Below are 25567 nucleotides of genomic sequence, written 5' to 3'. Positions count from 1 at the left end.
TGTTTTTGGCTAGGGCTTTGTTGTGTTTACTCTTTTATAAAATTGCAGTGCTCTCTCACGAGAATACGCGATGCCAATCAATAAAGGTGGGTATTCTAAAAAAAGGTTTTGTTTTAAACCATTTTCTATATGAAAAAGCTTTGCATCACACTCTTGTAGTTCAGGTAAATAGTGTTTAATAAATTGCCCCTCTTTGTCAAATTTTTTTGATTGCAAATAGGGATTAAAAAGTCGGAAATAAGGCACACTGTCTGCTCCTGTACTTGCGGCCCACTGCCAAGATCCGACATTGGAACAGGCTTCATAATCTAAAAGTTTCAGTGCAAAATAGGCTTCACATCGTTTCCAAGGTATGAGCAAATTTTTCGTTGCAAACGATGCCACAATCATACGAAGACGGTTGTGCATGCAACCCGTTTCATTTAAGCATCGCATGGCAGCATCCACAATAGGCACACCCGTTTGTGCATTGCACCACTTCTCATACGCTTGATCACTGTTGGGCCATTTCAAAATTTGCCCGTTAAAGTTTTCAAATTCACTGTAAGGGAAATGATAGAGTATGTAGTTATAAAACTCTCTCCAAAAAAGCTCTTTGATAAAACAAGCGGCACCTGAAGTGGGGGCCAAAGTTTTCACATAATTAAAGACTTCTTTGGGTGAAATCAAGCCAAAACGTAAATGCACAGAGAGTTTTGAAGTGGCATCAATATGGAAAAAGTCTCGCTCTTTTTCATAAAGTGCAATTTTTAAAGAGAACGCTTCTAAGAGTTCATGTGCACTTTGGTATAAAAACGCTGGCAGTGTGGTTTTAACAAACCCCAACTCTTCTAATAAAGGAGTGTTGTCATAATCAAATGAAGCTTTAATGCATGCATTTGAATATTGGTACTCTTCTAATTTAAGTGCACTATGCAGTGGTTCAAGTGCATTGTAAAAAGGGGTAAATACTTTATAAGGGGTGCCATCTTTTTTGAAGTGCTCTTTGGGGTCAAGGATAAAAGAGTCTAAAAAACGATGCATTGGAAGTATAGACTCAATGGTTTTATCTCGTTGTATGGCATAGGCATCATAATCAATGGAGCACAACACTTCATCAAAACCTTGTTGTACCAACTTGCTGAAAATATCTTCAGGCTTACCATAAAAAATAGCCAAATCCAATCCCAATGTTTGCAGTTGCTTTTTTAAAGCCAACACACTTTCATAAATAAACGTAACACGTTTATCCTCTTTGGGAAGATTTTTTAAAATATGTTCATCAAAGATAAAAATAGGAAGTACTTCTCCTGTTGCGTGTGCTAAAAGTGCACTGTCAGTGATACGTAAATCTCGTCTGAACCATAAGATTTGCTTCACTTATTCGCCTTAAGGCTTGAACGAAGTGCCAGTTCACTGGGATAAGGTTTTAAGAATTTCTGTGTTTTAAGATACTCCATATCAAATCGTTGGGTATAAAGATTGATGATTTTAATGACGGCTATGAGAGGAATGATTTGCATTTTATACTCATCAATGGCTTTGAGCATCTCCTCTTTCTCATCTTTTGAAATCACTTTTTTAAAGTATCCGTAAATATGCAACAGTACATTATAGGTGTTTTTAATACTGCCTTTCATGCTTATGGCTTTTAAGAAATGCTCTTTATACAAAGTCAACACCTCTTCTAGACTCTTTTTTTCATGATTGGCCACAATGTTTCCCATGCTTTTATACGCTTCATGAGATTTTGCATAAATCAGATACTTATAACTTGTATGAAATTTCACCAATTCATTAAAAGAAGGAGAGGTTGCCAGAAACTCATGGACATCTTTATAAGCAAACACTTGCATTAAAAAGTTCTCTTTGAGCCAATCATCTTGCAATCGCCCCTCCTCTTCTAAAGGCAAATAGGGGTATTTTTCTTTAATCGATTTTGCAAAAAGTCCTTCCCCTTTTTTTTCACACATATGGCTGTTGGGTTCATACACCTTTACCCGTTCTAACCCACAGGTGGGAGATTTGGATTTTAAAATAAAACCACATAGGTTTTCATCGGCAATTTGTGAAGCACAACTTTGAGAAATATCACTGAGCACTTGCGTAACATCATTTTGTTCTTTATTGGTGAGGACTTTAATTTGGTGTTCAAACTCCACCAATCGAATTGTATCTCGAGGTGTTCCAAAAACAATCGCTTCAGGACAGTATGGTACCATCTCAAAATAGTTTTGAAGTTGATTGACTACAAAATCATCTTTAGCATGTGCACCATCATATCGACACATATTTCCCAATAAACAAGCTGAAACCCCTATACGCATTCGTATCCTTTAAGTTTGATTTCGTTTTAATAAAAGCAAGAGTAAATAAGCAGCAATTCCCATGGAACCCAACATAACAATAACAGAAAAGGTACCGTTTTCTGTCTGACTAAAAGGCAAACCTGTGGTGTTCATACCAAAAAATCCTACAATCAGATTTAAAGGCAGAAAAATACCTGAAAGAAGGGTCAACACATAAATAGTACGGTTCATTTTTTCATTGCTGGTACTCACATAGAAGTTATACAACGCATCGAGTTTCTCTAAAGAGTGTGTGGCCGTACGATGGGTTCTCTCTAGATGCTCTAAAAGGTCACTGAAATTGATTTGTAAGAAGTCATCTTCGCGTTTATAATTTTGAATAAACCGTTTGAGTTGTTCGATGGTTTTATTTAAAACTCGATTGATTTTGATTAAAGAGTTTTTATATGAAAACCAGACATGATTAAAGCCTTTGAGATATTCTGACTCATAAAATCCATCTTCAATGATTTCGATGTTATCATAAATATCATCGGTCATTTGCATGGTCAGATTGATTTTTCGATTCAACAAAGTATAAACCCCATTGATGGATTTTAAATCTTCAAAAGAGCCTTTGTTTTTATCATAATAATAGTACGACTCGTCCGTGAAGACAAAGGCATGACTGACATAAGTATATTCATCATCGTGTCGATAAGGCAATCTCATGATGAGGATATCATACTCATCATGCAAAGTGAACATTGAAGGGTGTTCCTCATTCATGATATCCTTTAAGTGAAATTTATCAAGTTTTGCTGTCATCATTTTTTTTCACCTTTTTGATTGGTTTCACCTCTTTGTTTTGCTTTTTATTGATTTTAATAATGGGCTTTTGAATAAAGAGATTATTGGGGTAAATGACCAAATCGCCCTCTTCATTGGCAATGTGTATTTGAAAGAGTGAAATTTCCACAATTTTTCCTGTGATCGAGTTATCTCCATCAACTATTTTAATGCGCTCCCCTACTCTTGCTGGAAAAGTAAAAAAGATAATGATACTGGAAGTTAAGTTACTTAAAATCGACCATTGAGCAAACAGAGCAATTCCAATGACAGCAAAAATAGAGGAGATAAAAATCAAAATACCATCAAAGTTCATACTCCAAATGGCCGCAGCTAAAAAAAGTGCCACCACAATGACAATGACATTGATCGATTTTGAGATATAAAAAACTCTTTTTGCATTGACTCTTTTTGTATTTCCAATCTTACGCAAAAAATATTTTGAACCACTGAGCATGATAATCGTGGATACCAATAAAACCAATGTTAAAACAATATTTTTTTCCATACCTTCTCTCTTTTTTTATTCAATAATCTCTTCATTATTGAGTTCATGAAACTCACTGTATTCAATCGCATCTTCACTGAAATATTCTATTTTATTTTCAGCCGTTTCGAGGTTTTTAAACTTTGCAATATGAAAAACGGCATCCCCTTCTTGAACAAGCGGAATCTCTGATTTGCCAATGATGATACCATCAAAAACCGAACGTATTTCATACGTGTTATTGTCCAAAGGTTCGTCAATATAAGCAATGATTTCATCTTTTTGTACGGTATCTCCCAAAGCTTTAATCGTACGAATCATGCCACTTTCACTCGCTCGTATCCATTGACTGCTTCGTGTAACTACAGGGATGCGTTGTCGCTTTTTCTCTTGCACTTTAGGCAACATACCGTTTTCTCTTAAAACATTGATGATACCTTTTACCCCGATTCGAATACTGGTTTCATCAAATCGCAATGCTTCCCCTGCTTCATAAAGTAAGATAGGAATACCTCTGTCTTGAGCCACCGCTCTTAAAGAACCATCACGTAACTCTGAGTGCAATACCACAGGTGCTTCAAAGGCTTTGGCCAAATTAAAGGTATATTCATTGTTCAAGTTTGTACGCACTTGTGGTAAGTTTGACTTATGAATGGATGCCGTGTGCAAATCGATTCCCAAATCACACTTGCTGACAATCTCATCAAAAAAAATTTTTGCCACACGACTGGCCAATGAACCACGTGTACTTCCAGGAAAACTTCGATTTAAATCCCGTCGGTCAGGCAAATAGCGTGAAAGCGTCATGATACCATAGACATTGACAATAGGAACAAGAATCAGTGTGCCTTTTAAACGACTTAAAATCTTCAGCTTTCGAATACGTCGAATGATTTCAATACCATTGAGTTCATCTCCATGAATGGCGGCACTGATAAATACGGTGGGGCCATCTTTTTTCCCTCGTATCACACGCACGGGTAAATTTGTTGGTGTATTATACAATTTAGGTAACTCAATATTGAGCGTTTGACGACTTCCTTTTAAAATCTCAACCCCACCAATAATCAATTTAGTCATTACCCCTTATGCTCCAATGTTATCTTTTTTAATTCGTCGTCTTTTTTTCGTTCCATTAGCCGATTTATCAATGGCATTTTTCTCAATGAACTCCATAATTTTTCCTGCAATATCAATCTTTGTTGATGCCTCAATTCCTTCTAAACCAGGAGATGAGTTCACTTCCATGACCAGTGGACCTCTTTTAGATGGGATCATATCCACCCCACAAATACCTAAGCCCATTGCTTTGGCTGCAGCCAATGCCGTGGCTTTCTCTTTTCGATTGAGTTTATAAGCAGAGGCACTGCCTCCTTGGTGTAAATTAGACCTAAAGTCCCCTTCAGCTCCCTGTCGTTTCATGGCACCAACGACTTCACCACCTACAATAAAAGCTCGAATATCTGCTCCTCCTGCTTCTTCAATGTACTCTTGAACCAGTAAATTTACATCCATCCCATAAAAAGCATCCAGAACAGATTTAGCCGCTTTTTCACTGTCAACTAAAACCACTCCAACCCCTTGTGTGCCTTCTAAAATTTTTAGAACCAACGGTGCACCACCACTTAACTCAATGACGTCTTTGGCATTTGATTTATTTGAAGCAAAAACGGTCTTTGGCATATCCACACCATTTTTAGACAAGATTTGAAGGCTTCGCAGTTTATCTCGGCTTCGTTTAATGGCCAAACTTCCTGTAACTGTAAAGACATCCATCATCTCAAAGTGTCGCACCATCGCTGCTCCATAAAACGTTCTACTCGCACCAATTCTTGGAATAATCGCATCAGGTACGGGTAACTCTTTCCCTAAATAGTTGATTTTCAACTCATTTTTCATGATTTCAATACTGCACTTTAAATAGTCAATAACACGAACTTCCCAACCTTTTTCTTCTGCTGCTTCAACCAAACGTTGGGTAGAATACAAACTTTTATTTCTTGATAAAATATAGACTCGCATTATTATCCTTTATATGTTTTTGTTAAATAATCTTGTGAAACATCCACTAAAAATCGTTTACTTAAAAAACGTCTTCCAATGAGCATGGGATATTTCATGTCTGCTCGATTGGTCAAAGAGATCACACTTCTGTATTTTTTGCCGAAAAACTCTACAGTGACTTTAATACTTGGACGCTCTTGCGTCTCTCCGTTTGAACTCTTTACTCGTTTGAGTTTATACAGTGGCATTTTCATCTGTTTTCCATGATACGATGGATGTACTTCATCTAATAGTTTAAAGTGTACAAAGTTTTCATCATCAACAAAAATATCATCACAATGCAATGCATTTGAATCTGCACCCGTATCAATTTTGGCATCAAGGTCTTCAAGTTCCAACTCTAAAATAGAGACAATCTCTCTTCGACCTATAATCTTTTTATCGTTCATAGTGTTCCTCATAAATTAAAGCCATATTATATCCTCTTTTTAACTAAAAAAAGGACTACCTTATTGGTAATGTAATTTTAAAACATGCCCCAAAATAGCTTCTGCCTTCATGTTCAGTGGTTTGATTATATGCTTCAAGTTTTCCACCCATGTTTTTCTCTATGATTTCTTGACTCATGTAAAGTCCAATACCGGTTCCATGATGTTCATCTTTGGTTGTAAAATAGGGATCAAAGATTTTTAAAAGATGCTCTTTGTTTATGCCACCAGCACTGTCGCAAATTGTTATTGTTAAATTTTCATTCTCTTTTTTGGCCGTAACAAACACATATTTGTCTCTGCTTTGTGTAAGCACCAACTGATCTTTGGCATTGTTTAAAATATTAATAATAACTTGTAAAAGTTCATTATGCAAGCCAAAGAGTTTTACACTTTGAATATCTTTAATGACTTGAATGCAGTTATTTTCAAACTGCACTTTAACAAGATTAAAGGTTTTATCCAAAGCATCTTGTATATCAAAATTGGATTCTAATTTATTGGGATTGTAAAAATTTCTAAAATCATCAATTGTTCGAGAAAGATACTGTACCGAATCATTAATCGAATCCATTGATTCATATAAAAATTCATCGCTTAACACATCCAACTCTTTTTGCATTTTAACACCCGTTGAAGCAATGGAGATGACCGAAAGGGGTTGTCTCCATTGATGTGCAATGGCACCCAACATCTCTCCCATAGCAGCCATTTTACTTTGTTGAACTAAGATATTCTCCTTTTTTCTTAACTCAAAATCGGCTTTAACCTTTTCCGTCATATCAAACCGCGTGGCAATAAATTTTACTATCTCTCCATTTTTATTTCGTAAAGGGGAAATCGTGGTATTCAAATAAATATCTTTGCCCTCTTTTGTTATATTATGACTGATTCCTCTCCAGATATCACCATTTAAAATCGTATTCCACAAAGCTTTATGTGCACTTTTTTTAGTTTGAGGTGATTTCATAATACTGTGATTATGCCCTATGAGTTCCTCTTTACTGTAACCAGTGATTTGACAAAAAGCATCATTGGCATACAAAATATTTCCTTCTATGTCTGTAATGGAGACCATATTGGAGTTAAAAATAACATTCTCTAACTCTATTTTCTCTGTTAACGTCTCTTGTAGTATCTCATTTTGTCTCTCATTTTTAAGCAACTCATGTGCCAAGCTTCTTTTAAAACGTTGAAACTTCTCTTTTAAAATTCGGGCCACCATAGATGAAAGTATTAAAACTCCTATTGTCGTTAAAATTAAAAAGAGGAAAACTGTTTGAATATTTTCTAAACTCTTTTTTTCTATCTCTGTTTTTTTAGCAGAAATCAGTTCTTCTAAAGCTTCATTATAAAACCCTGAACCAATCACCCATTGCCAAGGTTCAAATACTTTAATATACGAGGTTTTTTCTGTTTTATAGCCCGTTGAAGGACGTACAACACCGTCATATTTTACAAAGCCTTCGCTCTTTTTTTTCCCTAAATCAATCATCGCTTTCATGAATTTAAAACCATTTTGATCTTTCCAATTTAAGGCATTGGTTCCTATAAAATGAGAATCAAAATGCGTTAACATTGTCCCCGTATAATCCACTACAAATATGTATTCATCTTTGGAACTGTATCGTATTTTAGAGAGTTCTGCCAGATACTTTTCTTGATTGGATTTTACAAAATCATCCATATAATGCCCCGTACCAAACATGATATTATAAGGTTCAAACCGTTTAAAAAAGCCTCTTTTTTTATAAAGGGTATGAGGATCTTCAGGTTTATACCAATCCCAACTGTAGTACGTTTCTTTTTTTGTGTTTAAAATTTCTTCTAAGGCTTCAAACTGTTTGGAGTATTGTTTGATATTGGAACCTTCTGTTTGAGGGAAAGCATCATTTAAATAGATTTTTCCATCCAAACCAAAAATCAAAAAATACCCTTTTTGATCAAAAAAACGAATCCCTCTTAAAGCCTCTATGATGATTTGCAATATCTCATCTTTGGACTTAGTGTTTTGGTATTTGTTGTAGATATTTTCTGCTATAGTATAAGCATCATAAACACGATTTAAAGACTCTTTATTCAGTTCATTTTCTTCATTGTGTACAAATTCTTGAAGTTGTTCATGGATGATATTGACTTTATTATAGAGTTCATGCTTATGATCTTCATAATAGACTTCAGTGACCGTTTCAATCTCTCTTTTAAGTTGTTGTTCTTTGTTCCAAAGTATAAAAGTGATTAAAGTCAACAGAATAATGGTACTAAAAATAGCCGGTCCAACTTGTATCAAACGTACCAGTTGTTTTTCCTCTTTTAGGAACTTCATTGTTTATCCTTCAATACACATACTATAGCAAACAATCTTTTAAATACTACTACTTTCATTTACAACTAAATGACTTGGTTTCTGCCTTGTGCTTTTGCTTTATACAATGCTTTATCTGCTCTTTCTATGACCTCATTTACAGAAAATTCAGCGATATATTCACTCACACCAATACTCACAGTCACATTTTTAATCACTTTAAAAGGATACTCTTCAATCGTTTTTCGAAGTTTCTCAGCCAAAATCATGGCATCCTCTTTTTTTGTTTCAGGGCAAATAATCATAAACTCTTCTCCTCCATATCGTCCTACATAATCGGTACTTCGAATATGATTTTTAAAAGTTTGAGCCACACTATACAACACCTCATCGCCAATAGGATGCCCGTAAGTATCATTGATTTTTTTAAAAAAGTCAATATCAATGAGCATGATGCTTAATGGTTTTTCATATCGAATAGCACGATTAAACTCATGATCAAGTATCTCATCAAGTTTTCTTCGATTATATATTTTCGTTAACTGATCAATCATCGAAAGAGATTCCAGCTCTTTTTTGGCACTGATATCTTCTCCAATGACCATGTACTCTACGATATTACCCTCTTCATCTTTTATAGGAATAATATTTTGTTCCAACCAGTACTCACTGCCATCTTTACGTCGGTTTTTAATCTGACTCTTCCACTGTTCACCTTTTTCAATGGTACTCCATAATTGTGTAAAGAGCTCTTTGGGAGTCTGTTGATGGCGAATAATATTCATTTTTTCACCAATAAGTTCATCTTTTTGATACCCTGAAGCTTTCACAAACGCTTTACTCACAGAAGTTATGATGCTGTCTAATTGTGTTGTTGCTGTAATCACATGGGTATCAATGATTTTTTTAAAACGTTGTAACTCTTTATTAGAGGAGAGCAGCTCTTTTTGAAGTTTAGAAGGCACCAGTGAAGCATACAGTGCCAAGGGAATACTGATGATAATACTTAAAAGCAGTACCCAAAAAGTGGTCTTCAGATTGGTTTTTATCAAACTGCTTTCATACTCTTTTTTAGGTTTCAATACTAAAATTGCTTGATCATTATTCTCTAGCACATCTTCTAAAGGCACCGTATAAAACTCTTTTCCTTTGGTTTGATGTGAGAGTATCTGAGTTGCTGTTGTAGGAAAATCATCATAAAGTGTTCGATTGATACCTTTATATTTTGAAAATGAGTAACGTTCATTGGGATGTAAAATATAATTCCCCTCTTTATCCACGATATAGTGTTCAAAAGAGGCAGATTTATTCAAACTGTTTAAAATCTCTTTAGCCAAAAGATTTAAAATCACCATACCTTTAAATTCATTATATACATACAGTGGCGTTGCAATGCGAATGGTCGGTACATAGGGAACTTGAATTTTTCCGTTTTCAATATTCAAATCAATATTGGAGTACCAAATGGCGTTTTTATGTGTATTTTTAACACTTGTAAAGTAATCTCTTCTGCTTTTATCTTGAAGGTGTTTATCTTCAACCATAAAAGGTTTATCAAAAAGGTTCAAACGATCAACACGTATAACCTCCATTCCCGATTCATCAATATAACGCGCTTGCATAATATATTGATCGGTCATCGCTATGGTCAAAAAGAGATTCTTAACAACCTCTTTTTGACCATCATTTTTATCGGTTATATAATTTTTTAAACTCTCATTGTGTGCCAAGGCCATAAGCAACATATCCATCTTGTATAAAATGGGTTTAAGCGTAATGTTTTTTTTGACCATCGCTACTTCTTGGGCATTTTTATCTATTTGTTCATCAATGCTTTGCATTTGCAGTTCATATCCAATAATAGAACTGCAAACAGTAATCACCAATCCAAAAATCATAAAATATAAAAAGAACATAAACCGAAACTGTTTTGAACTCATCTGATGTTTTCCTTTTGTATAGCTTAGTATACATAAAACACAATTATTCTGACTTTAATTTTTCAATTACAAACCACTTTTCATTTCCTTATCATGTTCGGATATTTTACAATTTTCTTCTAAGAATAATTAAGAAATAATTCGTTTATTTTAATTTTAATAATTACTATCAGAAAGGAAATATTGTGAACATAAGAAATAAAAAAATATTTGGTTTATCTCTTTGTGCAGCCTTCTTAATTCATGGTTCAGTATTCGCAGCTGAAAATGAAAAAGATAAAACATCTCTTGGAACAGTGGATATTGTTAGTTCAAGTGATACTGAATCAACGGGTTCTTATACCATTGATTCAATGAAGAGTGCAACAAGATTAAATCTATCACCTAAACATACCCCTCAGTCTGTAAGCGTTATAACAAATGAACAGATAAAAGACAGAGGGTTAGAATCAATTGCAGATGTAGTCAATAGTGTCACTGGATTATCAGTAAATAGATCAGACAGTGAAAGGCAATCTTTTTCTGCAAGAGGTTTTAATATCGGTAATTACCAAATTGATGGAATTACAACCAGTTGGAATTCTGGATACAGTACAGGGGAATCTCAACAAGACTTAACAATTTACGATAGAGTAGAGATTGTAAGAGGTGCCAATGGTCTGATTAGTGGAGCAGGTGATCCTTCTGCAGCTATTAATTTAATCAAAAAAAGAGCAAACAGTAAAGAGTTAACGGGTAATATAAGTATTGAAGGTGGCAGTTGGAATAAATATAAAGGGAGTGTTGATATCTCTACTCCACTTACACAAGATGGAAAAATCAGAGCAAGATTTGCTGCAAGTTTAGAAGATAAAGAGTCTTTTGAAGACTATTATGAAAAAGAGAAAAAAGTATTTTATGGAATTGTTGAAGCAGATTTAACGGACAATACAAAGCTTTCTATAGGAGCAAGTTATCAAGATAATGACCCAAGAGGTAGCATGTGGGGAGGTTTACCTTCTAAATTTTCAGATGGAACAAAAACCAATTGGGATTCTTCTAAAACAACCGCTCCTAAATGGAGTTATTGGACTTCTGAAAATAAAAACTATTTTATTGAATTAGAACACTATTTTAAAAATGATATTAAAATATATACAGGCTATTCGAAAACAGACAATAATGCAGACCTAAAACTTTCCTATGCTTCTGGAAACTTAGATAAAAATACGGGATTAGGATTATCAGGAAGTGGTTATTTAGGTGATTTTGAAAGAGAACAAGATAATATTGATATTTATGCTTCTATTCCATTTGAACTTGCAGGACAAGAGCATGAAGTTTTAGCCGGTGTGTTATATAACAAACAAAAGGCTAAAGCATATTCAGCCAGTGCGTCTGTTGGTTCTTTAGGGAATTTCTTTGAATGGGATGGAAATATTGATGAACCAAACTTTGGAAAAAAAGATTTAAACCTAGACTCAGAGACTAAACAAATAGGCGCATACTTAGCAGGTAGATTTTCACTTGGTGATAGTGTAAAGTTAATTACAGGTGCAAGGATTACAAATTATGAAAAAGAAGAACGTGTAACTAATTTAAGTTATGAACATGACAATATTGTTACTCCATATATTGGATTGGTCTATGATATAACCGATGATTACTCAATTTATGCAAGTTATACTGATATTTTTAAACCTCAAGATGAAAGAGATTCAAGCGGAAGTTTCTTAGATCCAATCGAAGGAAAAAGTTATGAAACGGGAATAAAAGCAGAGTTTTTTGATGACAAGTTAGATGCAAGTTTTTCAGTATTTAGAATTGAACAAGATAAGTTAGCACAAAATGATCCAACAGGAGCCTTTGTTCCAGGAACAACATCTGTTGCAAGTGTGGCAGCTGAAGGAACGACAAGTAGAGGTTTTGAAATAGAAATCAATGGAGAAATTACAGAAAATTGGAGTCTTAGTGCAGGATATGCACAATTTATTGCAAGGGATGCTGATAAAAATGATGTCAATCAAAATCAAGCAAGAAAAACATTTAAACTATTTACAAAATATGATCTTGAAAAATTAAGTTTAGGAGCTGGGTTAAATTGGCAAACTGCAACTGAAAACAGTGGAGTATATCAAGAGGCTTATACGATTGTGGATGCAATGGCAAAATATAGATTTACAAAAAATCTATCCGCACAATTAAATATCGATAATGTTTTTGATGAAGAGTATTATTCAAATGTAGGTTTTTATAGTCAAGTGGCTATTGGGGCACCTAGAAGTGCCATACTTTCTTTAAAATACGCTTTCTAAATATTAAGAGAGGAGGAACTTCTCTCTTGGTATTTTAAGAAGTTTAGCCGTTAAAAACATGATACTTTTTTTCATATCTGGTTTCCTTTATAAAAATGTGGCATAAGAACTAAAAAGATTATGAACTTAAAGCAGGCACGAAGCCTACTTTTTAGAAAGTATATTTAAATCCTAGACCTACAATTCGTCCTTTTGATGGTGCACCATATTTTACAGAAGTTGCATTATCATAAAATCCATATAAATCATAATATTCATCAAAAATATTTTTACCATAAATATAAATTTCTTTATCTCCTGAAATTAAACCAACATGCATATCAACTTTACTATAGGCATCTAAATCATAATGATTTTGTACATCAGCAGCTCTTTTTGACATATATGTATAGTCTAATCTGGTATTTAATTTACTACTAGCATTTAATATGTTTATATTTGGTAATGCTTTTTTATATGCTAAAGAGATAGTACCCTGAACTTTAGGAGTATCTGGAACCTCATTTCCTGAATCAACAGGACCACCCAAAGAATTATTGACATAATCTCTAATCGTTGCTTCTGTATAAGCAAAATTTCCTGCAAGATTAAAATTTTCAGTTACCAACCAATTTAGAGCTAATTCATACCCTATACTTTTGGTATCAGCATTGACAACAAAAGAGGAAACACCTGTACTATCAATCATATAATTATCTTTTACACTGGTATAAAAAATTGAACTGTTTATTCTTAATCTATGATTTAAAAGTTCTGATTTTATACCAACTTCAGCTGAGTAAATACTTCCTGCTTTAAATTTTGCATCTCCTTTATTTTCTCCATAATCTTGAAATCCTCCTGGGTTATACCCTTTTGAAACAGTTGCATAGAGATTTGAGTCTTCATCTAAAGCGTAAGTTACTCCCAGACGACCCGTCGTAAAGCTATCGTTAAGCTCATCATGATCTTGAACACTGTTAAAATTTTGAGTATAAGTAGCCTTATATTTTTTATAATCCCACGTTTGTCTAATGCCACCTGTAATTTTCCATTTCTCATTTATTGGAATTGTAGTTTCTGCATAAACTCCATATCTTTTAGTATCAAAATCCCTAAATTGGTGATTTCCTGGATATACTACAAAATTAGCTCCTCCCATACGAGAGTGATTATATGTTCTGTCAGAATCTAAAAAACTGGCTCCTACTACCCAAAAAATATCAGCTCCTGGCAAAGAAGAGAGTCTTAAATCTTGAGTAAATACTTTATCTGATGATTCTTGTTCTCTCCAATACTCATTAGAAGAACCCATCATTGCTTGATAAACAAGACGATCAAAAACGACAGGTGAAATATTATAAACATCAGAATAAGAAGAGATAGATGTTAATTGACTATTATTAAAAATGTGTTTTATTTGAAGAGACTGTTTGTCTAGCTCTTTATAGCTATTATCATAAATACCTGGGGTCAGATCCATCTTAGGGTCATCATTATAAGGTTGTAAAACGATGTTTTCTCCCATATGCTCACTCTTTTGATGTTCTATGGTTAATAAAGCTGATGTATCATCAGAAATATCCCAGAGTAAACCTCCTCTAACACCTAAAAGGTTTGGTTGTGAAACGGGTTCTCCTGTTTGAATATTTGTAATGGGATATTCATATGATGATTGATGTACTGCAATACGGGTACTTAAAGATTCAGTTAACGATCCTCCTATTGCTAAATCTACTTTATGTTCCTCTTCTGCAAATTCACTTTGAAAATAGCCTTCAGTATATTGAGTAGGTTTTTTTGTTGTAATATTGATTGCTCCTGCACCACCTAACCCTCCAAAAAGTGTTCCTTGTGAACCTTTTAATATTTCTATTTGTTCTATATCAAAAGTAGCTAATGACAAATGCCTAGAGCTTATAGGTGAGCCATCCATATTAACAGCGACAGAAGCATCATCCATACTAAGTGGATATAGTGCTCCTACACCACGAATAGATACACTTGAAACATTTGCTCCACCTGAAGTGTTGATACTTACACCTGGTGTTGTTCGCAATATCTCTTCTGTACTGAAAAAACCTTTTTCTCTGATCTCTTTTCCATCTATTACAAAAATTCCAAAAGGTAGTTCTTGTGCATCTTCGGTTTCTTTTCTCGCATTTATTGTGATAGATGGTAGACTGACTGTATCTTTCGTATCCTCTTTTAGCTCTTCAGAATATAAATATTGACTTGCCATAAGAGATATTATTGATAGTTTTAATATCTTTTTTATATTCATTCTTGTCTCCTTAATGAAAAATTAAGATGAATTATAATTTAATTGAAAACAGTTATCAATATTAATATTTTCTTTTAGGGATTAATATTTTTGTTAAAGGTATTTAATGGGTACATATATAAGCACAAGTCAATTATGGGATAGAATAGAAAAAGAATTTTCTCCTTATGAAAAAAGAAATAGCGGAAGTATTATTTTGGAAGAAGATTTTGGAAATATGAGTTTGAATTTTTTTAATACAGGTTCAGGAATAAATTATTCTTCTTGTGTTGCAACTTTTCACGAAGATACTATTTTAGAAGGACAATACAATAAAAATATTTCTTATTTGATTTTTAATACAAGTACAAATATTAAAATGGAATCTAATAATTATTCAAGTAGTTTAGATTTAAACACAAATACATATTATAAAGGGCAAAGATTTAATGGTTTAAAAGAAAAAGCATTATATCAAAAAAATAAAAAATATATTTTTCATTATTTAGTTTTTGAGGATAACTTATTAGAATCTCTTATTAAAGATGAAAATAAATTATCTTTAAATTTAAGTAACCAAATTTTATTACAGCAAAATATTTTATTAAAAGAACTTAGTGAAATTACATTAATAGAAGAGAACATTAGAGACTTGTATTATGAATCAAAAATATTAGAACTAACATATAATACTATCAATAATCTAAATGAATCTTCATCTAAGAGTTTACACTTTTTAAATAAAAAGGATATAGAGGCTTTACATAAAGCAAAAGAGATACTTTTTGAAAACATTAACAATCCTCCTTCATTAAAAGAATTAGCACATAAATCAGCTATAAATGAATTCAAATTAAAAAAAGGTTTCAAGCAACTTTTTGGCAATACGGTTTATGGACTTTTACAAGAGTATAGACTGAATAAAGCAAAAAAACTTTTAGAAACAGATGATATAAATATATCCGAGGCTGCTTATTTAGTAGGGTATAAAAATATAAGTCATTTTAGTACTGTATTTAAAAAACATTTTGGGTATTCTCCCATTAATATTAGGAAAAAACAAAAAAGATATTATTTATAAAACACCATCATTTTGACTTTAATTTTTCAATTTCAAACCATTTTTCATTCACTTCTTGATGCCCCAATGCAATGGAGGGTTTTTTATTGCTTTGCCATAAAGCTTCTTGTGGTTTAGGACAAGCTCGTACGCACTCTCCACAATAGATACACAACCAAGGATTGTACTCATATGTAAGCGATTTTTTATTGTGCTCGTTACTGGTTGGATGGTTTGTGGGAACAAAAAGAATCGCATTGGGTGGGCATGCTTTTTCACACTTTAAACAGTAAATACAGTGCTCTTCCCCATACTCAATTAAACCTCGAGAGTTCTTTATTTTTTCAAGCGGTTCTTTGGGGTAGTTCACCGTTTGAGGTTTTCTAAAAAGGTTTAAAAATCGTTCAAAAAACCAACGCATTATTTACTTCGCCGTACACGATAAACAAGGATCAAAAGAGGCCAATATCGCAGGAGCATCTGCATACACTTCCTCTTTAAATACTTCCATAAATGCTGGAATACATGAAAAGGTCGGTGTCTTAATACGCACACGCTCTAACATCGGTTTGGCATTGCCTTTGACATAATACATCAACTCTCCACGAGGTGCTTCCAAACGTACCAAACTCTCCCCATTGGGTTTGCCTTTGACTTTTTGTTGAATCTCTCCTTGAGGTAAGCCCTCAAAAATATTCTCACACATAGCAATGGAGTTTAAAATCTCTTTGAGTCGTACTTGGTTTCTTGCAAACACATCCCCTGTGTGTTCAAGTACCATCTCATACCCTATTTTATCATACGGTAAACGACTTGTCTCTGCTCGCACATCAGTAGCCAATCCGCTTGCACGAGCTAAGGGACCAATGGCATTATAACTCATTGCTTCATCCAACGTTAATACACCTACGCCTTTATACTTTAAAGACAATGACCAGTTGTTTTGAAACTCATGAATATAAAGTAGAATCTCCTCTTTTAATGCAGCTAAAATCTCTAAACCTCGTTTTTGTATTTCAGGAGTAATATCTCTGTTCACTCCTCCAATAGAGATATAATCAAACTGTATTCGGTTTCCACTGATGAGCTCTTGAAGTGTCATAATGGGTTCTCGTTTGGCCATGATATCCATAAACATTGCTTCAAAACCTGCATTTTCACACACATGTGCAAGACACAGCATATGAGAATGAATTCTGTCCAATTCAATCATCAAGGTTCGTAAGTATTGAATCTTATCATTAAGTTCTACTTCAAGCATCTCCTCAATGGTTTGAGTATACGCCAAAGAGTGCGTAATGGCACACAAACCACACACACGTGCAACCACATAGGGTATGGCATCAAATTTAAACTTGCTTACGCACGCTTGTTCGACTCCTCTGTGTACAAACCCTACATCACTGCTCACTTCTTTAATGCGTTCATTTTCACACTCAAAACGAAACTTCACAGGTTCAACTAAAGCAATGTGTTGCGAACCTAAAGGGATTTGAATATTTTTTTTCATAGCCCATATCCTACTCGTAAAGGTGCTTTCACGCTGTCCTCATCCAAATAAAGACCTGCTTGTGTATCTTCCACTTTCACTCCAAACATATCTACAATCTCTCGTTGAGAAATCACAGCAGATGGAATAAGGGAAGTAATACTGGGAATGGTTTGATTGGGGTTGATGAGTGCATAAAACAGCGTGATATGCTCTTTTTCATAATAGTGTGAAAATATCCACTGTACTTCAATCGTATCTTCATCGACACTCAATGCATTTAAGGTTAAAAAAGAGTGTTTTGTTTTATCATAAAAACGCTCTATCATACTAAAAAGTTCATCTAATTCAACAGCTATTTTATTCATCTTTATCCTTCAAACTCTTTGCCACATTACTTACACAAAAACGTCCTTGTTCAAAAACAGGTTGTCGGTACAATTTTTTCGCACTTTGCAGTTGTTGATTTTTGTGTTCAAAGATATCAACGGCTTGAATAACTGCATCCATAATCAACTCTGGACTGCTCGCACACCCGGGCGTATACACATCCACGGGAATATATCTGTCAATCCCATCTTCAACGTTGTACATACTTCTAAATATCCCACCCGTGCACGCACAACTTCCAACTGCAATCACCACTTTGGGTTCAGGTATTTGGGTATAGAGTTGTATCAAACGCTCTCTTGAACGATAGGTCACAGGTCCAGTGACTAAAAAAATATCAGCTTGTTTAGGGTTACCACAATTTATCACTCCAAAGCGTTCTAAATCATATTTGGGAGAGAGACATGCGAGTATTTCTATATCGCACCCATTACAACTGCCTGCATTGTAGTGCAATATCCAAGGGGATTTTTTCTTAAACCATTTAAAACTAAACAAAATAGAGTCCTACAATATTCATAATACTTAAAATCAGACCAAATCCCAACACCATTTTCATCAAATCTTGTATTTTAACTCTGGCAGTACTGTTATCCACTAAGTTTACCATTAAAAAAACAGTGGCTACTAACAGGAGAGCCAAGCTCAAAGAGTTACCCGCAAAAAGTGCCACCAATAAATAAACAAAAACATACTCCAAACATTTGGCCATGTATAAAAATTCAAACATCCAACTGCTGTACTCAATCTCCACACCACCCACAATCTCTTGGTGTGCAGAAGTTGCATCAAAAGGTGATTTTTTTAGCTTAACGGGGATGATTAAAGCCAAAGACAAAAAGAGCAACAACAACTGAGGCAAACTGCTTGAAAACGTTCGAATCATCGAGATATTAAAACTGCCTGTATACAAATACAAACCTACAGCCATTAAAATGAGTATGGGTTCATAGGCTAACAGTGCTAAAAGCTCTCGATTTGCACCCATATGAGAGTAGGCACTTCGTACACTGAAACCCGCCATGATTAAAAAAATAGTGGCCAACAGATGTAAAAAGATACTATATAAAAGATTGTCACCTAAAATAATAAAGGCCACCACCATCCACAAAGTGATAAAGTGTAGTAAAGCGAACAAAGCATGTGGTGCATGAATCAAATACAAGCGTTTTTGCATCAATTTAAACATGTCATAAAAAGGTTGCAATAAAGGTGGTCCCATTCTGTTTTGCATGCGTGCTTTGACAATGCGTTCAAAACCATAAAGCAACGCTCCTATGATGGGTGCTAAAAGTATGAAAACAGACTCTATCATGCAAAGACTCCAAACACCAAAGTAATGAGTATCAAACCAATGGCAATGGCACTTAAAAGTTGAGTAATGTTATTTGATATCTCAAATGAATAACACCCTACAACAAAACTCTCTCTTTCTGCACAATTATACTCTCCCACATACGTTGCTTTTTTAAACTTCATCACCAGCAACAAAAGAGGCACTAAAAGAAGCAAACTTAATGGCAACCACATCTGTATTTGACTTAAAAATTGCAGTTTCAGAACCAAAAACATGCTGGCAAACAACATCAATGCAAGCAATAATGAAGGCAAAGTAAACAACAGAGGTATTTTTTTTGACTCGTTATGTGTAAAGGCTTTTTGTAGAAATGCTTTGCTCATAAGTTTGAAATAAAGAAGTGTCAATACCACACTGCCCAAAAGAATAAAGAGCAACACAACCAAATAACTCATGTGTTCAAACATCAATGCAGCCAAAGACTCAATGGCCATAAATTTTCCTAAAAATGCTGCAAATGGAGGCAGGGTTAAAGAGGCAAATCCCAATACCATATAGAAAAGTACCATCGGTGTTTTGGTCGCCATTTCATCAAACTCATTGATATCTTTTATGCCATTGATTTTTTCTAAAACCCCTGCTTGTAAAAAAAGCAATGCTTTAGCAATACTGTGAAAGAGCATCAACCACAATGCCGCCTCTTTAGCCTCCTCAGAATCCAAACTGGCCAACGACATCATCAGTGCTAAAAGAGCAATCGTGGAGAGACCCAAAATCTCTTTAAAAACCGTTTTACTCAAGGCCAAAACAGAAGCAGCAAAAAAAACAAATGCCCCAAACAGTGCCACACTCATACTGATTTCATAGGTAAAAACCACTGAGAGTTTTAAGATAAAAAATGGAGCGATTTTCACCATCGTTGCACTGTGTAAAAGAGCACTCACTGGTGTGGGCGCGACCATGGCACCTAAAAGCCAACTGTGAAAGGGCAAAGATGCTGCTTTGACATACGCTGCACACACCAACAGTGCGATAGGAAGTAACATGGAAGGTTCCACTTGCACAAACAGTTCATTGAAAAAATGTGTTTCATAATAATACAACGCACTCAACAATGAAAATAGAATCGCAATACCGCCCACTTGGTTCATCCACAATGCTCGTAATGCGTTGGCTTTGCTCACACTGTCTTGCCGAAATTGAATCAATAAGTATGAACACAGTGTGGTGAGTTCAAAACATAAAAAAAGCAGTTCCAAAGAGTTGCACACCACCAACAGATTCATCACAGCGATAAAAAACAGAAGTAACGCGATGAAATACCCTTTTCTTTTTGGACTGCATTTTTCTCTTTTGATATACTCTAAAGCAAACAGAGTAATCAAGCCCCCTACAATATTAATAATAAGAAACATCACTGCACTTAAATCATCCATAATGATATCAATACCATGATTTGAGGGCATCAATAAAACAAAGGAGTATAAAATCAATTGAATGATTGCCAATATCATCGTGGGCATGTGCAAATGCCGTACCCCTTCAACCAAAAAAAAGAGTAAAACCAATACATCTAAAATACGGAAAAACTGATGCATCAAAGTAGAGAAAGAGAGTGCCACAATATCTGCATTTAAATAAATATCAATGGACAAAAAGGTGACCACAATCACGCATAATATTACCACAACATTTCGCCATAAGTGATTAAAAACAAACGCACAAAGAGCCGTTAAAAGAGGCAATCCTAAAAGAAGTATCATGGTTTTAGCCTGTTGTTAATTTATAGTGTGCCATGCTGTTTCCTTGGCAATCAATCACATGTACCGCACACGCCAAACAGGGATCAAAAGAGTGTAATACACGTAATACTTCTAACGGTTGATTCACATCGTGCAATTGTAATCCTACGAGTGCCTCTTCATAAGCTGCTCTTTTATCATCCCCATTTTTAGGACTGGCATTCCACGTCGTAGGGGCAATGACTTGATAGTTTTGAATGCGTTGATTTTTGATTTGAACGTGATGCATCAGCATGCCACGAGGTACTTCTAAAAAAGTCGTTCCAGCTGTTTGTGAATACACATCCATATCATATGCTTGCCATGTTTGAGTATCATAATACTTCACATTTTGAATCAAATTAGAGATGAGTTTAAAAATATATTCACAAATGATTTGTGTCTCAATCGCTCGGGCACAGTTTCTTCCCACACTGCTGCTTAAATCCATTAACTCTAACTGGCATGCTTCTAAAAACTCATGGGTAAAATGCGTTATGGTTTCATTGCCTTTGGCATAACCTATAAAAACTCTCGCCAGTGGTCCCGTCTCCATTGTCTGGCCACCATAACGTGGTGCTTTTACCCAAGAGTATTTGTCATTATGATATGTGGTTTTTAAAGAGCCATCAGGGTTTAAATCGGTGTACTCTACCTGATTGGGATTTTCATTGTTGTACCATGCTTGTTTGACCTCTTCACTGATTTTTGAAGCATCAAAGACTTCAATGTTATCAAAATCGTGTGCGTAGATGACACCTGAACTAAAGAGTTGTGTCTGCTCATCAATGTCATAACCACCCGCACTTAGAAAGTTGCCATTGGCTCTGCCTTCCCCTCTTTTCATCTGCTTTTTATAGACTTTGGCCAAAAGTTTCATATCAGGAATATAGGCTCGATTGACAAAATCACTCGCCTCTTTCATGATAAACAAAAAGTCATTGAGTCGTTGAGGATTTAACATATCTGCAACGCTCGTGACTCCACCTACAACCAAACTTTGAGGATGAGGCGTCTTCCCACCAAAAATAGCAATGGCTTTAGAAATCTTCACTTGAAATTTCAAGGCTTCAAAATAGTGCGAAAGCAATAAAAGGTTTTGTTCGCTTGAAAGTCTGTACGCTTTGTGTCCCCAGTAACCATTACTAAAGGGTCCCAACCGCCCCGCTTGTACAAAATTCTCAACACGTTGCAATACCGCTTCATAATGAGTGTGTGAGTTTCTAAAAGGTCGGTTACAATACAAGTGTGCCTCTTTGCTGGTCTGTTTTGCATTGGCCTGTAAAGCACGGGTCACATCCACATAATCCAACAGATGCAATTGGTAAAAATGCACCACATGGTCTTGAATAAAAAGAGCCATGCTCATAAGATCACGTATTAAACTGGCATTTTTAGGCGTTTTTATCTCATAGGCATTTTCAACAGCTTGAATGGAACCTCTAAAGTGTGAATTGGTACACACTCCACAAATTCTTCCTGCAAGTAATCCTGCATCTCTTGGGTCTCTGTTTTTTAAAATCAGTTCAATACCACGAAAGAGTTGTCCACTCACATACGCTTCTTGGACAATGCCTTTTTCATTGACCTGTATTTCTGCTCGTAAATGCCCTTCAATTCTTGTAATAGGATCAATGACTATTTTCTTCATGCTTCTTGTCCCTCTTGTATGGGTCGTTCATTGGCAAACTTATCAAAAAACCCTTTTTCAGTACATCCCATGCATCCATGTCCTGCTTGAACAGGCCAACTGGTACCTTGGTTAAACTTCATGGTAGGACAATTCACATGGGCATATGGCCCTTTGCATCCCATCTCAAACAAGCACCACCCTTTTTTAGCCCCTTCATCGCCCCATTGTTTGACAAACTCTCCCAACTCATAATGCCCTCGTCGTTCACAATTGTCATGCACTCTTCCCTCATACGCCCACAAAGGTCGATTAAACTCATCAAGCTTAGGAAGCTCTTCAAACATCAAATATGAAAGCAGGGTTCCTACAATGTTCACAGGATTCGTTGGGCACCCCGTGATATTAATCACATCCTCTCTGTGAAGTGCTTGTGCAACGCCTACGGCATTGGTGGGATTGGGACTTGCAGCTACGACTCCACCATCAAATGCACAACTTCCTACAGCTAAAATCAGTGCTGCATCTTTGGCACATCGTTGCAACAACGCTAAACCTGTCTCCCCATTAGGTCCTATTCGAAGATACTTTCCATCCAAACCTAAAGGAATGGCCCCTTCTACAATAAGTACATACTCATTTTTAAATTGATGAATCACCTCTTCTAAAACCGTTTCACTTTGATTACCACTGGCACTCATAAGCAGTTCGTGATAATCCAAAGAGATATAGTCAAAAATCAAATCCTCCAAAGTGGGATTGGTGGTTTTAATAAACGCTTCACTGTTACCACTGCAATCAGAGAGTTCCAACCAAATAATGGGTACTTTATTGAGTGTTTTAACACTCTGTTTGACCAACGGTTCAAACGCAGGATGCAGTTGCATGTTGGCTGTGACCATTGAAACCCAACTGTTCAGTTCATCTTGTGCGACATCCACCATTTTCATTGCGGCGTCTAAATTGGATTCATCCAATTGGTTTAAAGGATGCAGTCGTTTAAATTTATTGAGTCTTTGTTCAACCTCTTTAAGCTCTTTTTCTTGTTTGATTTGTTGAGCTGTTTTTCGTGGCATAAGAGGATCAATGAGTTCTTGCGAAGATGCAATCACATCTTCAATCATCGTTTTACAACGACCACACACTCTTCCAGCAGAGCTGAACTCTTTAAAGGTTTCAAAACCATCCACACCTGTTTGCACCACCAAATCCACCAAATCTTGATAATAGAGATGTTCACACGAGCAAATCAAACGTCCACGCTCGCCTATGAGTCGATTGTCATACACATAATTCAAATCCAAACTGCTGTTTGAATCCATCATATTTTCTAAATATGCGATGTCCACATTGGAATTGATACCAATAAATCGTACGAGCTGTTTACCTTTTAGAAAGTATTCATCCACTCGATTGTGCTCTTTTGAATGAATAACCACTTTTTCAAATGGCGATTCAAAGTCTGCACTGCACACTTCTACTAAATCAAACTCACCCACTTTTAACATATCTGTAGATACACCTAAACTAAAAGGTTCACACTCTTTATCAAGCATATGTTGCACTGCAATTTGAGCTTGTTGGGTACACTGTTTCACATGTCCTGCAATATAGTCATACTCTTTAACTTGTGCACACTCTCCAATGGCGTAAATATCTTGATGACTGCTTTGCATAAAAGCATTAACAACAATGCCTTTTTCAACTTCTACAAACGGTTTAAAGCTCTCTACAGCAGGAGAAATTCCAATACCAAACACCACAAAAGGGTTGTTTATTTTGATTCTTTTAGTTTCAATGGCTTTAATGGTTTGTGACTCAATATCATAATTGATGATTTCATCATCATAGAGTATTCGTACACGCGGGTCTTGCAAAAAGCTTTTTTCAATGATGGTTTGTGCTTCTTTACTTAACTCTTTGCTGTAGAGATGATGCGCTCGCACTAAAAGAGTAATAGCTTTAATCTCTTGCATATCTTTTAGAGTCTCTAAAAGCTCTAAAGCAATGGATCCACTTCCCACAATCACCACTTCTTGTTCTTTTGTGTGTTCTCTTATAAGTTGTGCATCAGATGCACTTCGAAAGACAGCACAATTTTTATGTTGTGTTACATCAATTAATGAAAGAGGAGTGGAACCTGTGGCAAGAATGAGTTTGTCATAATGGATGGTTTGTTCGTTACTGCTGATGGTATTGTTTTTAGTATCAATATTCGTAACGACTTGATTTAAAAGAAGTTTGACTTCATGATGTAAAGACAAAGCAATATTGTCTAAAGTAGATTTGTGATTGATAAGACGACACAGATGTATACGATCATAAGGAACATACGCTTCATTACTCAATAGTGTAATTTCATGTGAGGAGTCAAGTGCTTTGATATGATTAGCAGCGTATACTGCTGCGATTCCTCCACCAATGATAACAATATGCATATAACCTCTTTTTCATTTGATTGATACTTGAATAAAAGAATTTCAAAACGATATGAAACCTATCATACCATCTTTCACTTTCTAGTTATGTTAAAATAGTGTCAAGATACTATTTATCGCTTAAATGTAAGGTTAACTTTTTAAGAATTTTTTTCAAATCTTCTTGCTCTTTATGGCTTAAAATATCGAACATTGGTTTTCGTGTTTGCAACACCTCTTGCAATGAATCTTCAACTAACTCTTCACCTTGTTTCTCAATTTTAACGAGTGTACTACGTTTATCTTTGGCACAAGGCACCCGACTGATTAGACCTGAAGCTTCAAGCTTTTTAAGCACTTTTGTCATTCCACCTGAAGAGAATACAGTTGCAGCATAAAGCTCTGTTGGAGAGAGTACTTTGCCATTAAAATAAAGTGCTGCTAACACATCCAATTCAGAGTGAATCATATTGAACTTGGTTTTTAGAAGATGCTCCGTTTCATTGAACATATTTTTATAAATCAGTGTCAAAGGAAGGGTGAAATTTGCTACTTCATACCCTTTAAGTTTGCCCGTGCGTTCGAAAAAGTGTTCTAAGTAATGTTTATCCATAAGAGAAGTATAAC

The 25567-nt window shown here is 35.2% G+C and carries 21 protein-coding genes; 2 read left to right on the top strand and 19 right to left on the bottom strand.

Features of this window, described 5'->3' with window-relative positions:
* Nucleotides 1–9: 9 nt before the first annotated feature.
* From CRV04_RS11735 to CRV04_RS11695, 9 genes are all read right to left on the bottom strand, one after another.
* Entirely contained in the window at nucleotides 10–1359 is a 1350-nt protein-coding gene (locus CRV04_RS11735; RefSeq protein ID WP_128997044.1) for a cryptochrome/photolyase family protein, read from the bottom strand.
* Entirely contained in the window at nucleotides 1356–2306 is a 951-nt protein-coding gene (locus CRV04_RS11730; RefSeq protein WP_128997043.1) for a YbgA family protein, read from the bottom strand. Before CRV04_RS11730 ends, CRV04_RS11735 begins: the two co-directional genes overlap by 4 nt.
* Nucleotides 2307–2315: 9 nt before the next feature.
* Nucleotides 2316–3098, bottom strand: coding sequence for a CorA family divalent cation transporter (locus tag CRV04_RS11725; protein ID WP_128997042.1), 783 nt, complete (start codon nucleotides 3096–3098; stop codon nucleotides 2316–2318).
* Entirely contained in the window at nucleotides 3079–3624 is a 546-nt protein-coding gene (locus CRV04_RS11720) for a mechanosensitive ion channel domain-containing protein (protein ID WP_128997041.1), read from the bottom strand. Before CRV04_RS11720 ends, CRV04_RS11725 begins: the two co-directional genes overlap by 20 nt.
* 15 nt (nucleotides 3625–3639) lie before the next feature.
* A complete protein-coding gene (locus CRV04_RS11715) occupies nucleotides 3640–4683 on the bottom strand; it encodes a succinylglutamate desuccinylase/aspartoacylase family protein (protein ID WP_228126551.1) in 1044 nt (347 codons plus the stop codon).
* Nucleotides 4684–4689: 6 nt separating this feature from the next.
* On the bottom strand, nucleotides 4690–5625 hold the full coding sequence (gene rimK / locus CRV04_RS11710) for a 30S ribosomal protein S6--L-glutamate ligase (protein ID WP_128997040.1): 936 nt from the start codon (nucleotides 5623–5625) through the stop codon (nucleotides 4690–4692).
* Between the two features lie 2 nt (nucleotides 5626–5627).
* A complete protein-coding gene (locus tag CRV04_RS11705) occupies nucleotides 5628–6056 on the bottom strand; it encodes an ATP-dependent zinc protease family protein (RefSeq protein ID WP_128997039.1) in 429 nt (142 codons plus the stop codon).
* Between the two features lie 55 nt (nucleotides 6057–6111).
* Complete coding sequence (locus CRV04_RS11700) at nucleotides 6112–8421, bottom strand: cache domain-containing protein (RefSeq protein ID WP_128997038.1); 2310 nt, start codon at nucleotides 8419–8421, stop codon at nucleotides 6112–6114.
* A gap of 65 nt (nucleotides 8422–8486) precedes the next feature.
* Complete coding sequence (locus tag CRV04_RS11695) at nucleotides 8487–10340, bottom strand: sensor domain-containing diguanylate cyclase (RefSeq protein ID WP_128997037.1); 1854 nt, start codon at nucleotides 10338–10340, stop codon at nucleotides 8487–8489.
* Between the two features lie 185 nt (nucleotides 10341–10525).
* Between CRV04_RS11695 and CRV04_RS11690 the strand changes: the two genes are divergently transcribed.
* A complete protein-coding gene (locus CRV04_RS11690) occupies nucleotides 10526–12634 on the top strand; it encodes a TonB-dependent siderophore receptor (RefSeq protein WP_228126550.1) in 2109 nt (702 codons plus the stop codon).
* Between the two features lie 151 nt (nucleotides 12635–12785).
* On the opposite strand, the gene CRV04_RS11685 is transcribed toward CRV04_RS11690, so the two are convergent.
* Nucleotides 12786–14897 carry a TonB-dependent receptor gene (locus tag CRV04_RS11685; RefSeq protein WP_128997036.1) on the bottom strand — a complete coding sequence of 704 codons (2112 nt, stop codon included), beginning with the start codon at nucleotides 14895–14897 and terminating at the stop codon, nucleotides 12786–12788.
* 106 nt (nucleotides 14898–15003) lie between these two features.
* Here CRV04_RS11685 and CRV04_RS11680 point away from each other — a divergent pair, with 106 nt between their 5' ends.
* Nucleotides 15004–15957, top strand: coding sequence for a helix-turn-helix domain-containing protein (locus tag CRV04_RS11680; protein ID WP_128997035.1), 954 nt, complete (start codon nucleotides 15004–15006; stop codon nucleotides 15955–15957).
* A 7-nt stretch (nucleotides 15958–15964) separates the two neighbouring features.
* On the opposite strand, the gene CRV04_RS11675 is transcribed toward CRV04_RS11680, so the two are convergent.
* The 9 genes from CRV04_RS11675 to CRV04_RS11635 form a co-directional block, all read right to left on the bottom strand.
* Nucleotides 15965–16357, bottom strand: coding sequence for a 4Fe-4S dicluster domain-containing protein (locus tag CRV04_RS11675; protein ID WP_128997034.1), 393 nt, complete (start codon nucleotides 16355–16357; stop codon nucleotides 15965–15967).
* 3 nt (nucleotides 16358–16360) lie between these two features.
* The gene (locus CRV04_RS11670) at nucleotides 16361–17446 is read right to left on the bottom strand and encodes a hydrogenase large subunit (protein ID WP_128997033.1); all 1086 of its coding nucleotides are present in this window, start codon (nucleotides 17444–17446) and stop codon (nucleotides 16361–16363) included.
* Complete coding sequence (locus CRV04_RS11665; protein ID WP_128997032.1) at nucleotides 17443–17793, bottom strand: NADH-quinone oxidoreductase subunit C; 351 nt, start codon at nucleotides 17791–17793, stop codon at nucleotides 17443–17445. The genes CRV04_RS11670 and CRV04_RS11665 overlap by 4 nt, the downstream gene beginning before the upstream one ends.
* On the bottom strand, nucleotides 17786–18313 hold the full coding sequence (locus CRV04_RS11660; RefSeq protein ID WP_128997031.1) for an NADH-quinone oxidoreductase subunit B family protein: 528 nt from the start codon (nucleotides 18311–18313) through the stop codon (nucleotides 17786–17788). Before CRV04_RS11660 ends, CRV04_RS11665 begins: the two co-directional genes overlap by 8 nt.
* Complete coding sequence (locus tag CRV04_RS11655) at nucleotides 18306–19130, bottom strand: NADH-quinone oxidoreductase subunit H (protein WP_128997030.1); 825 nt, start codon at nucleotides 19128–19130, stop codon at nucleotides 18306–18308. The genes CRV04_RS11660 and CRV04_RS11655 overlap by 8 nt, the downstream gene beginning before the upstream one ends.
* Nucleotides 19127–20875 carry a proton-conducting transporter transmembrane domain-containing protein gene (locus CRV04_RS11650; protein ID WP_128997029.1) on the bottom strand — a complete coding sequence of 583 codons (1749 nt, stop codon included), beginning with the start codon at nucleotides 20873–20875 and terminating at the stop codon, nucleotides 19127–19129. The genes CRV04_RS11655 and CRV04_RS11650 overlap by 4 nt, the downstream gene beginning before the upstream one ends.
* A gap of 4 nt (nucleotides 20876–20879) precedes the next feature.
* Complete coding sequence (locus CRV04_RS11645) at nucleotides 20880–22544, bottom strand: nickel-dependent hydrogenase large subunit (protein ID WP_128997028.1); 1665 nt, start codon at nucleotides 22542–22544, stop codon at nucleotides 20880–20882.
* On the bottom strand, nucleotides 22541–24961 hold the full coding sequence (locus tag CRV04_RS11640) for a hydrogenase small subunit (protein WP_128997027.1): 2421 nt from the start codon (nucleotides 24959–24961) through the stop codon (nucleotides 22541–22543). The genes CRV04_RS11645 and CRV04_RS11640 overlap by 4 nt, the downstream gene beginning before the upstream one ends.
* 109 nt (nucleotides 24962–25070) lie before the next feature.
* The gene (locus CRV04_RS11635; protein ID WP_128997026.1) at nucleotides 25071–25553 is read right to left on the bottom strand and encodes a MarR family winged helix-turn-helix transcriptional regulator; all 483 of its coding nucleotides are present in this window, start codon (nucleotides 25551–25553) and stop codon (nucleotides 25071–25073) included.
* Nucleotides 25554–25567 lie beyond the last annotated feature (14 nt).

Source organism: Candidatus Marinarcus aquaticus (assembly GCF_004116335.1).
Lineage (GTDB): Bacteria > Campylobacterota > Campylobacteria > Campylobacterales > Arcobacteraceae > Marinarcus > Marinarcus aquaticus.
The sequence above is the reverse complement of the archived record's forward strand: the minus strand, read 5'-3'. Positions and strand labels throughout refer to the sequence as shown.

Excerpts from the sequence above, each read along its gene's own strand:
- CRV04_RS11705 (WP_128997039.1), bottom strand. The coding sequence starts at position 6,056 with ATGAACGATAAAAAGATTATAGGTCGAAGAGAGATTGTCTCTATTTTA.
- CRV04_RS11730 (WP_128997043.1), bottom strand. The coding sequence starts at position 2,306 with ATGCGTATAGGGGTTTCAGCTTGTTTATTGGGAAATATGTGTCGATAT.
- CRV04_RS11665 (WP_128997032.1), bottom strand. The coding sequence starts at position 17,793 with ATGAATAAAATAGCTGTTGAATTAGATGAACTTTTTAGTATGATAGAG.
- CRV04_RS11645 (WP_128997028.1), bottom strand. The coding sequence starts at position 22,544 with ATGAAGAAAATAGTCATTGATCCTATTACAAGAATTGAAGGGCATTTA.
- CRV04_RS11695 (WP_128997037.1), bottom strand. The coding sequence starts at position 10,340 with ATGAGTTCAAAACAGTTTCGGTTTATGTTCTTTTTATATTTTATGATT.
- CRV04_RS11650 (WP_128997029.1), bottom strand. The coding sequence starts at position 20,875 with ATGATACTTCTTTTAGGATTGCCTCTTTTAACGGCTCTTTGTGCGTTT.
- CRV04_RS11715 (WP_228126551.1), bottom strand. The coding sequence starts at position 4,683 with ATGACTAAATTGATTATTGGTGGGGTTGAGATTTTAAAAGGAAGTCGT.
- rimK (WP_128997040.1), bottom strand. The coding sequence starts at position 5,625 with ATGCGAGTCTATATTTTATCAAGAAATAAAAGTTTGTATTCTACCCAA.
- CRV04_RS11635 (WP_128997026.1), bottom strand. The coding sequence starts at position 25,553 with ATGGATAAACATTACTTAGAACACTTTTTCGAACGCACGGGCAAACTT.
- CRV04_RS11700 (WP_128997038.1), bottom strand. The coding sequence starts at position 8,421 with ATGAAGTTCCTAAAAGAGGAAAAACAACTGGTACGTTTGATACAAGTT.
- CRV04_RS11655 (WP_128997030.1), bottom strand. The coding sequence starts at position 19,130 with ATGATAGAGTCTGTTTTCATACTTTTAGCACCCATCATAGGAGCGTTG.
- CRV04_RS11675 (WP_128997034.1), bottom strand. The coding sequence starts at position 16,357 with ATGCGTTGGTTTTTTGAACGATTTTTAAACCTTTTTAGAAAACCTCAA.
- CRV04_RS11720 (WP_128997041.1), bottom strand. The coding sequence starts at position 3,624 with ATGGAAAAAAATATTGTTTTAACATTGGTTTTATTGGTATCCACGATT.
- CRV04_RS11680 (WP_128997035.1), top strand. The coding sequence starts at position 15,004 with ATGGGTACATATATAAGCACAAGTCAATTATGGGATAGAATAGAAAAA.
- CRV04_RS11685 (WP_128997036.1), bottom strand. The coding sequence starts at position 14,897 with ATGAATATAAAAAAGATATTAAAACTATCAATAATATCTCTTATGGCA.
- CRV04_RS11670 (WP_128997033.1), bottom strand. The coding sequence starts at position 17,446 with ATGAAAAAAAATATTCAAATCCCTTTAGGTTCGCAACACATTGCTTTA.
- CRV04_RS11640 (WP_128997027.1), bottom strand. The coding sequence starts at position 24,961 with ATGCATATTGTTATCATTGGTGGAGGAATCGCAGCAGTATACGCTGCT.
- CRV04_RS11725 (WP_128997042.1), bottom strand. The coding sequence starts at position 3,098 with ATGATGACAGCAAAACTTGATAAATTTCACTTAAAGGATATCATGAAT.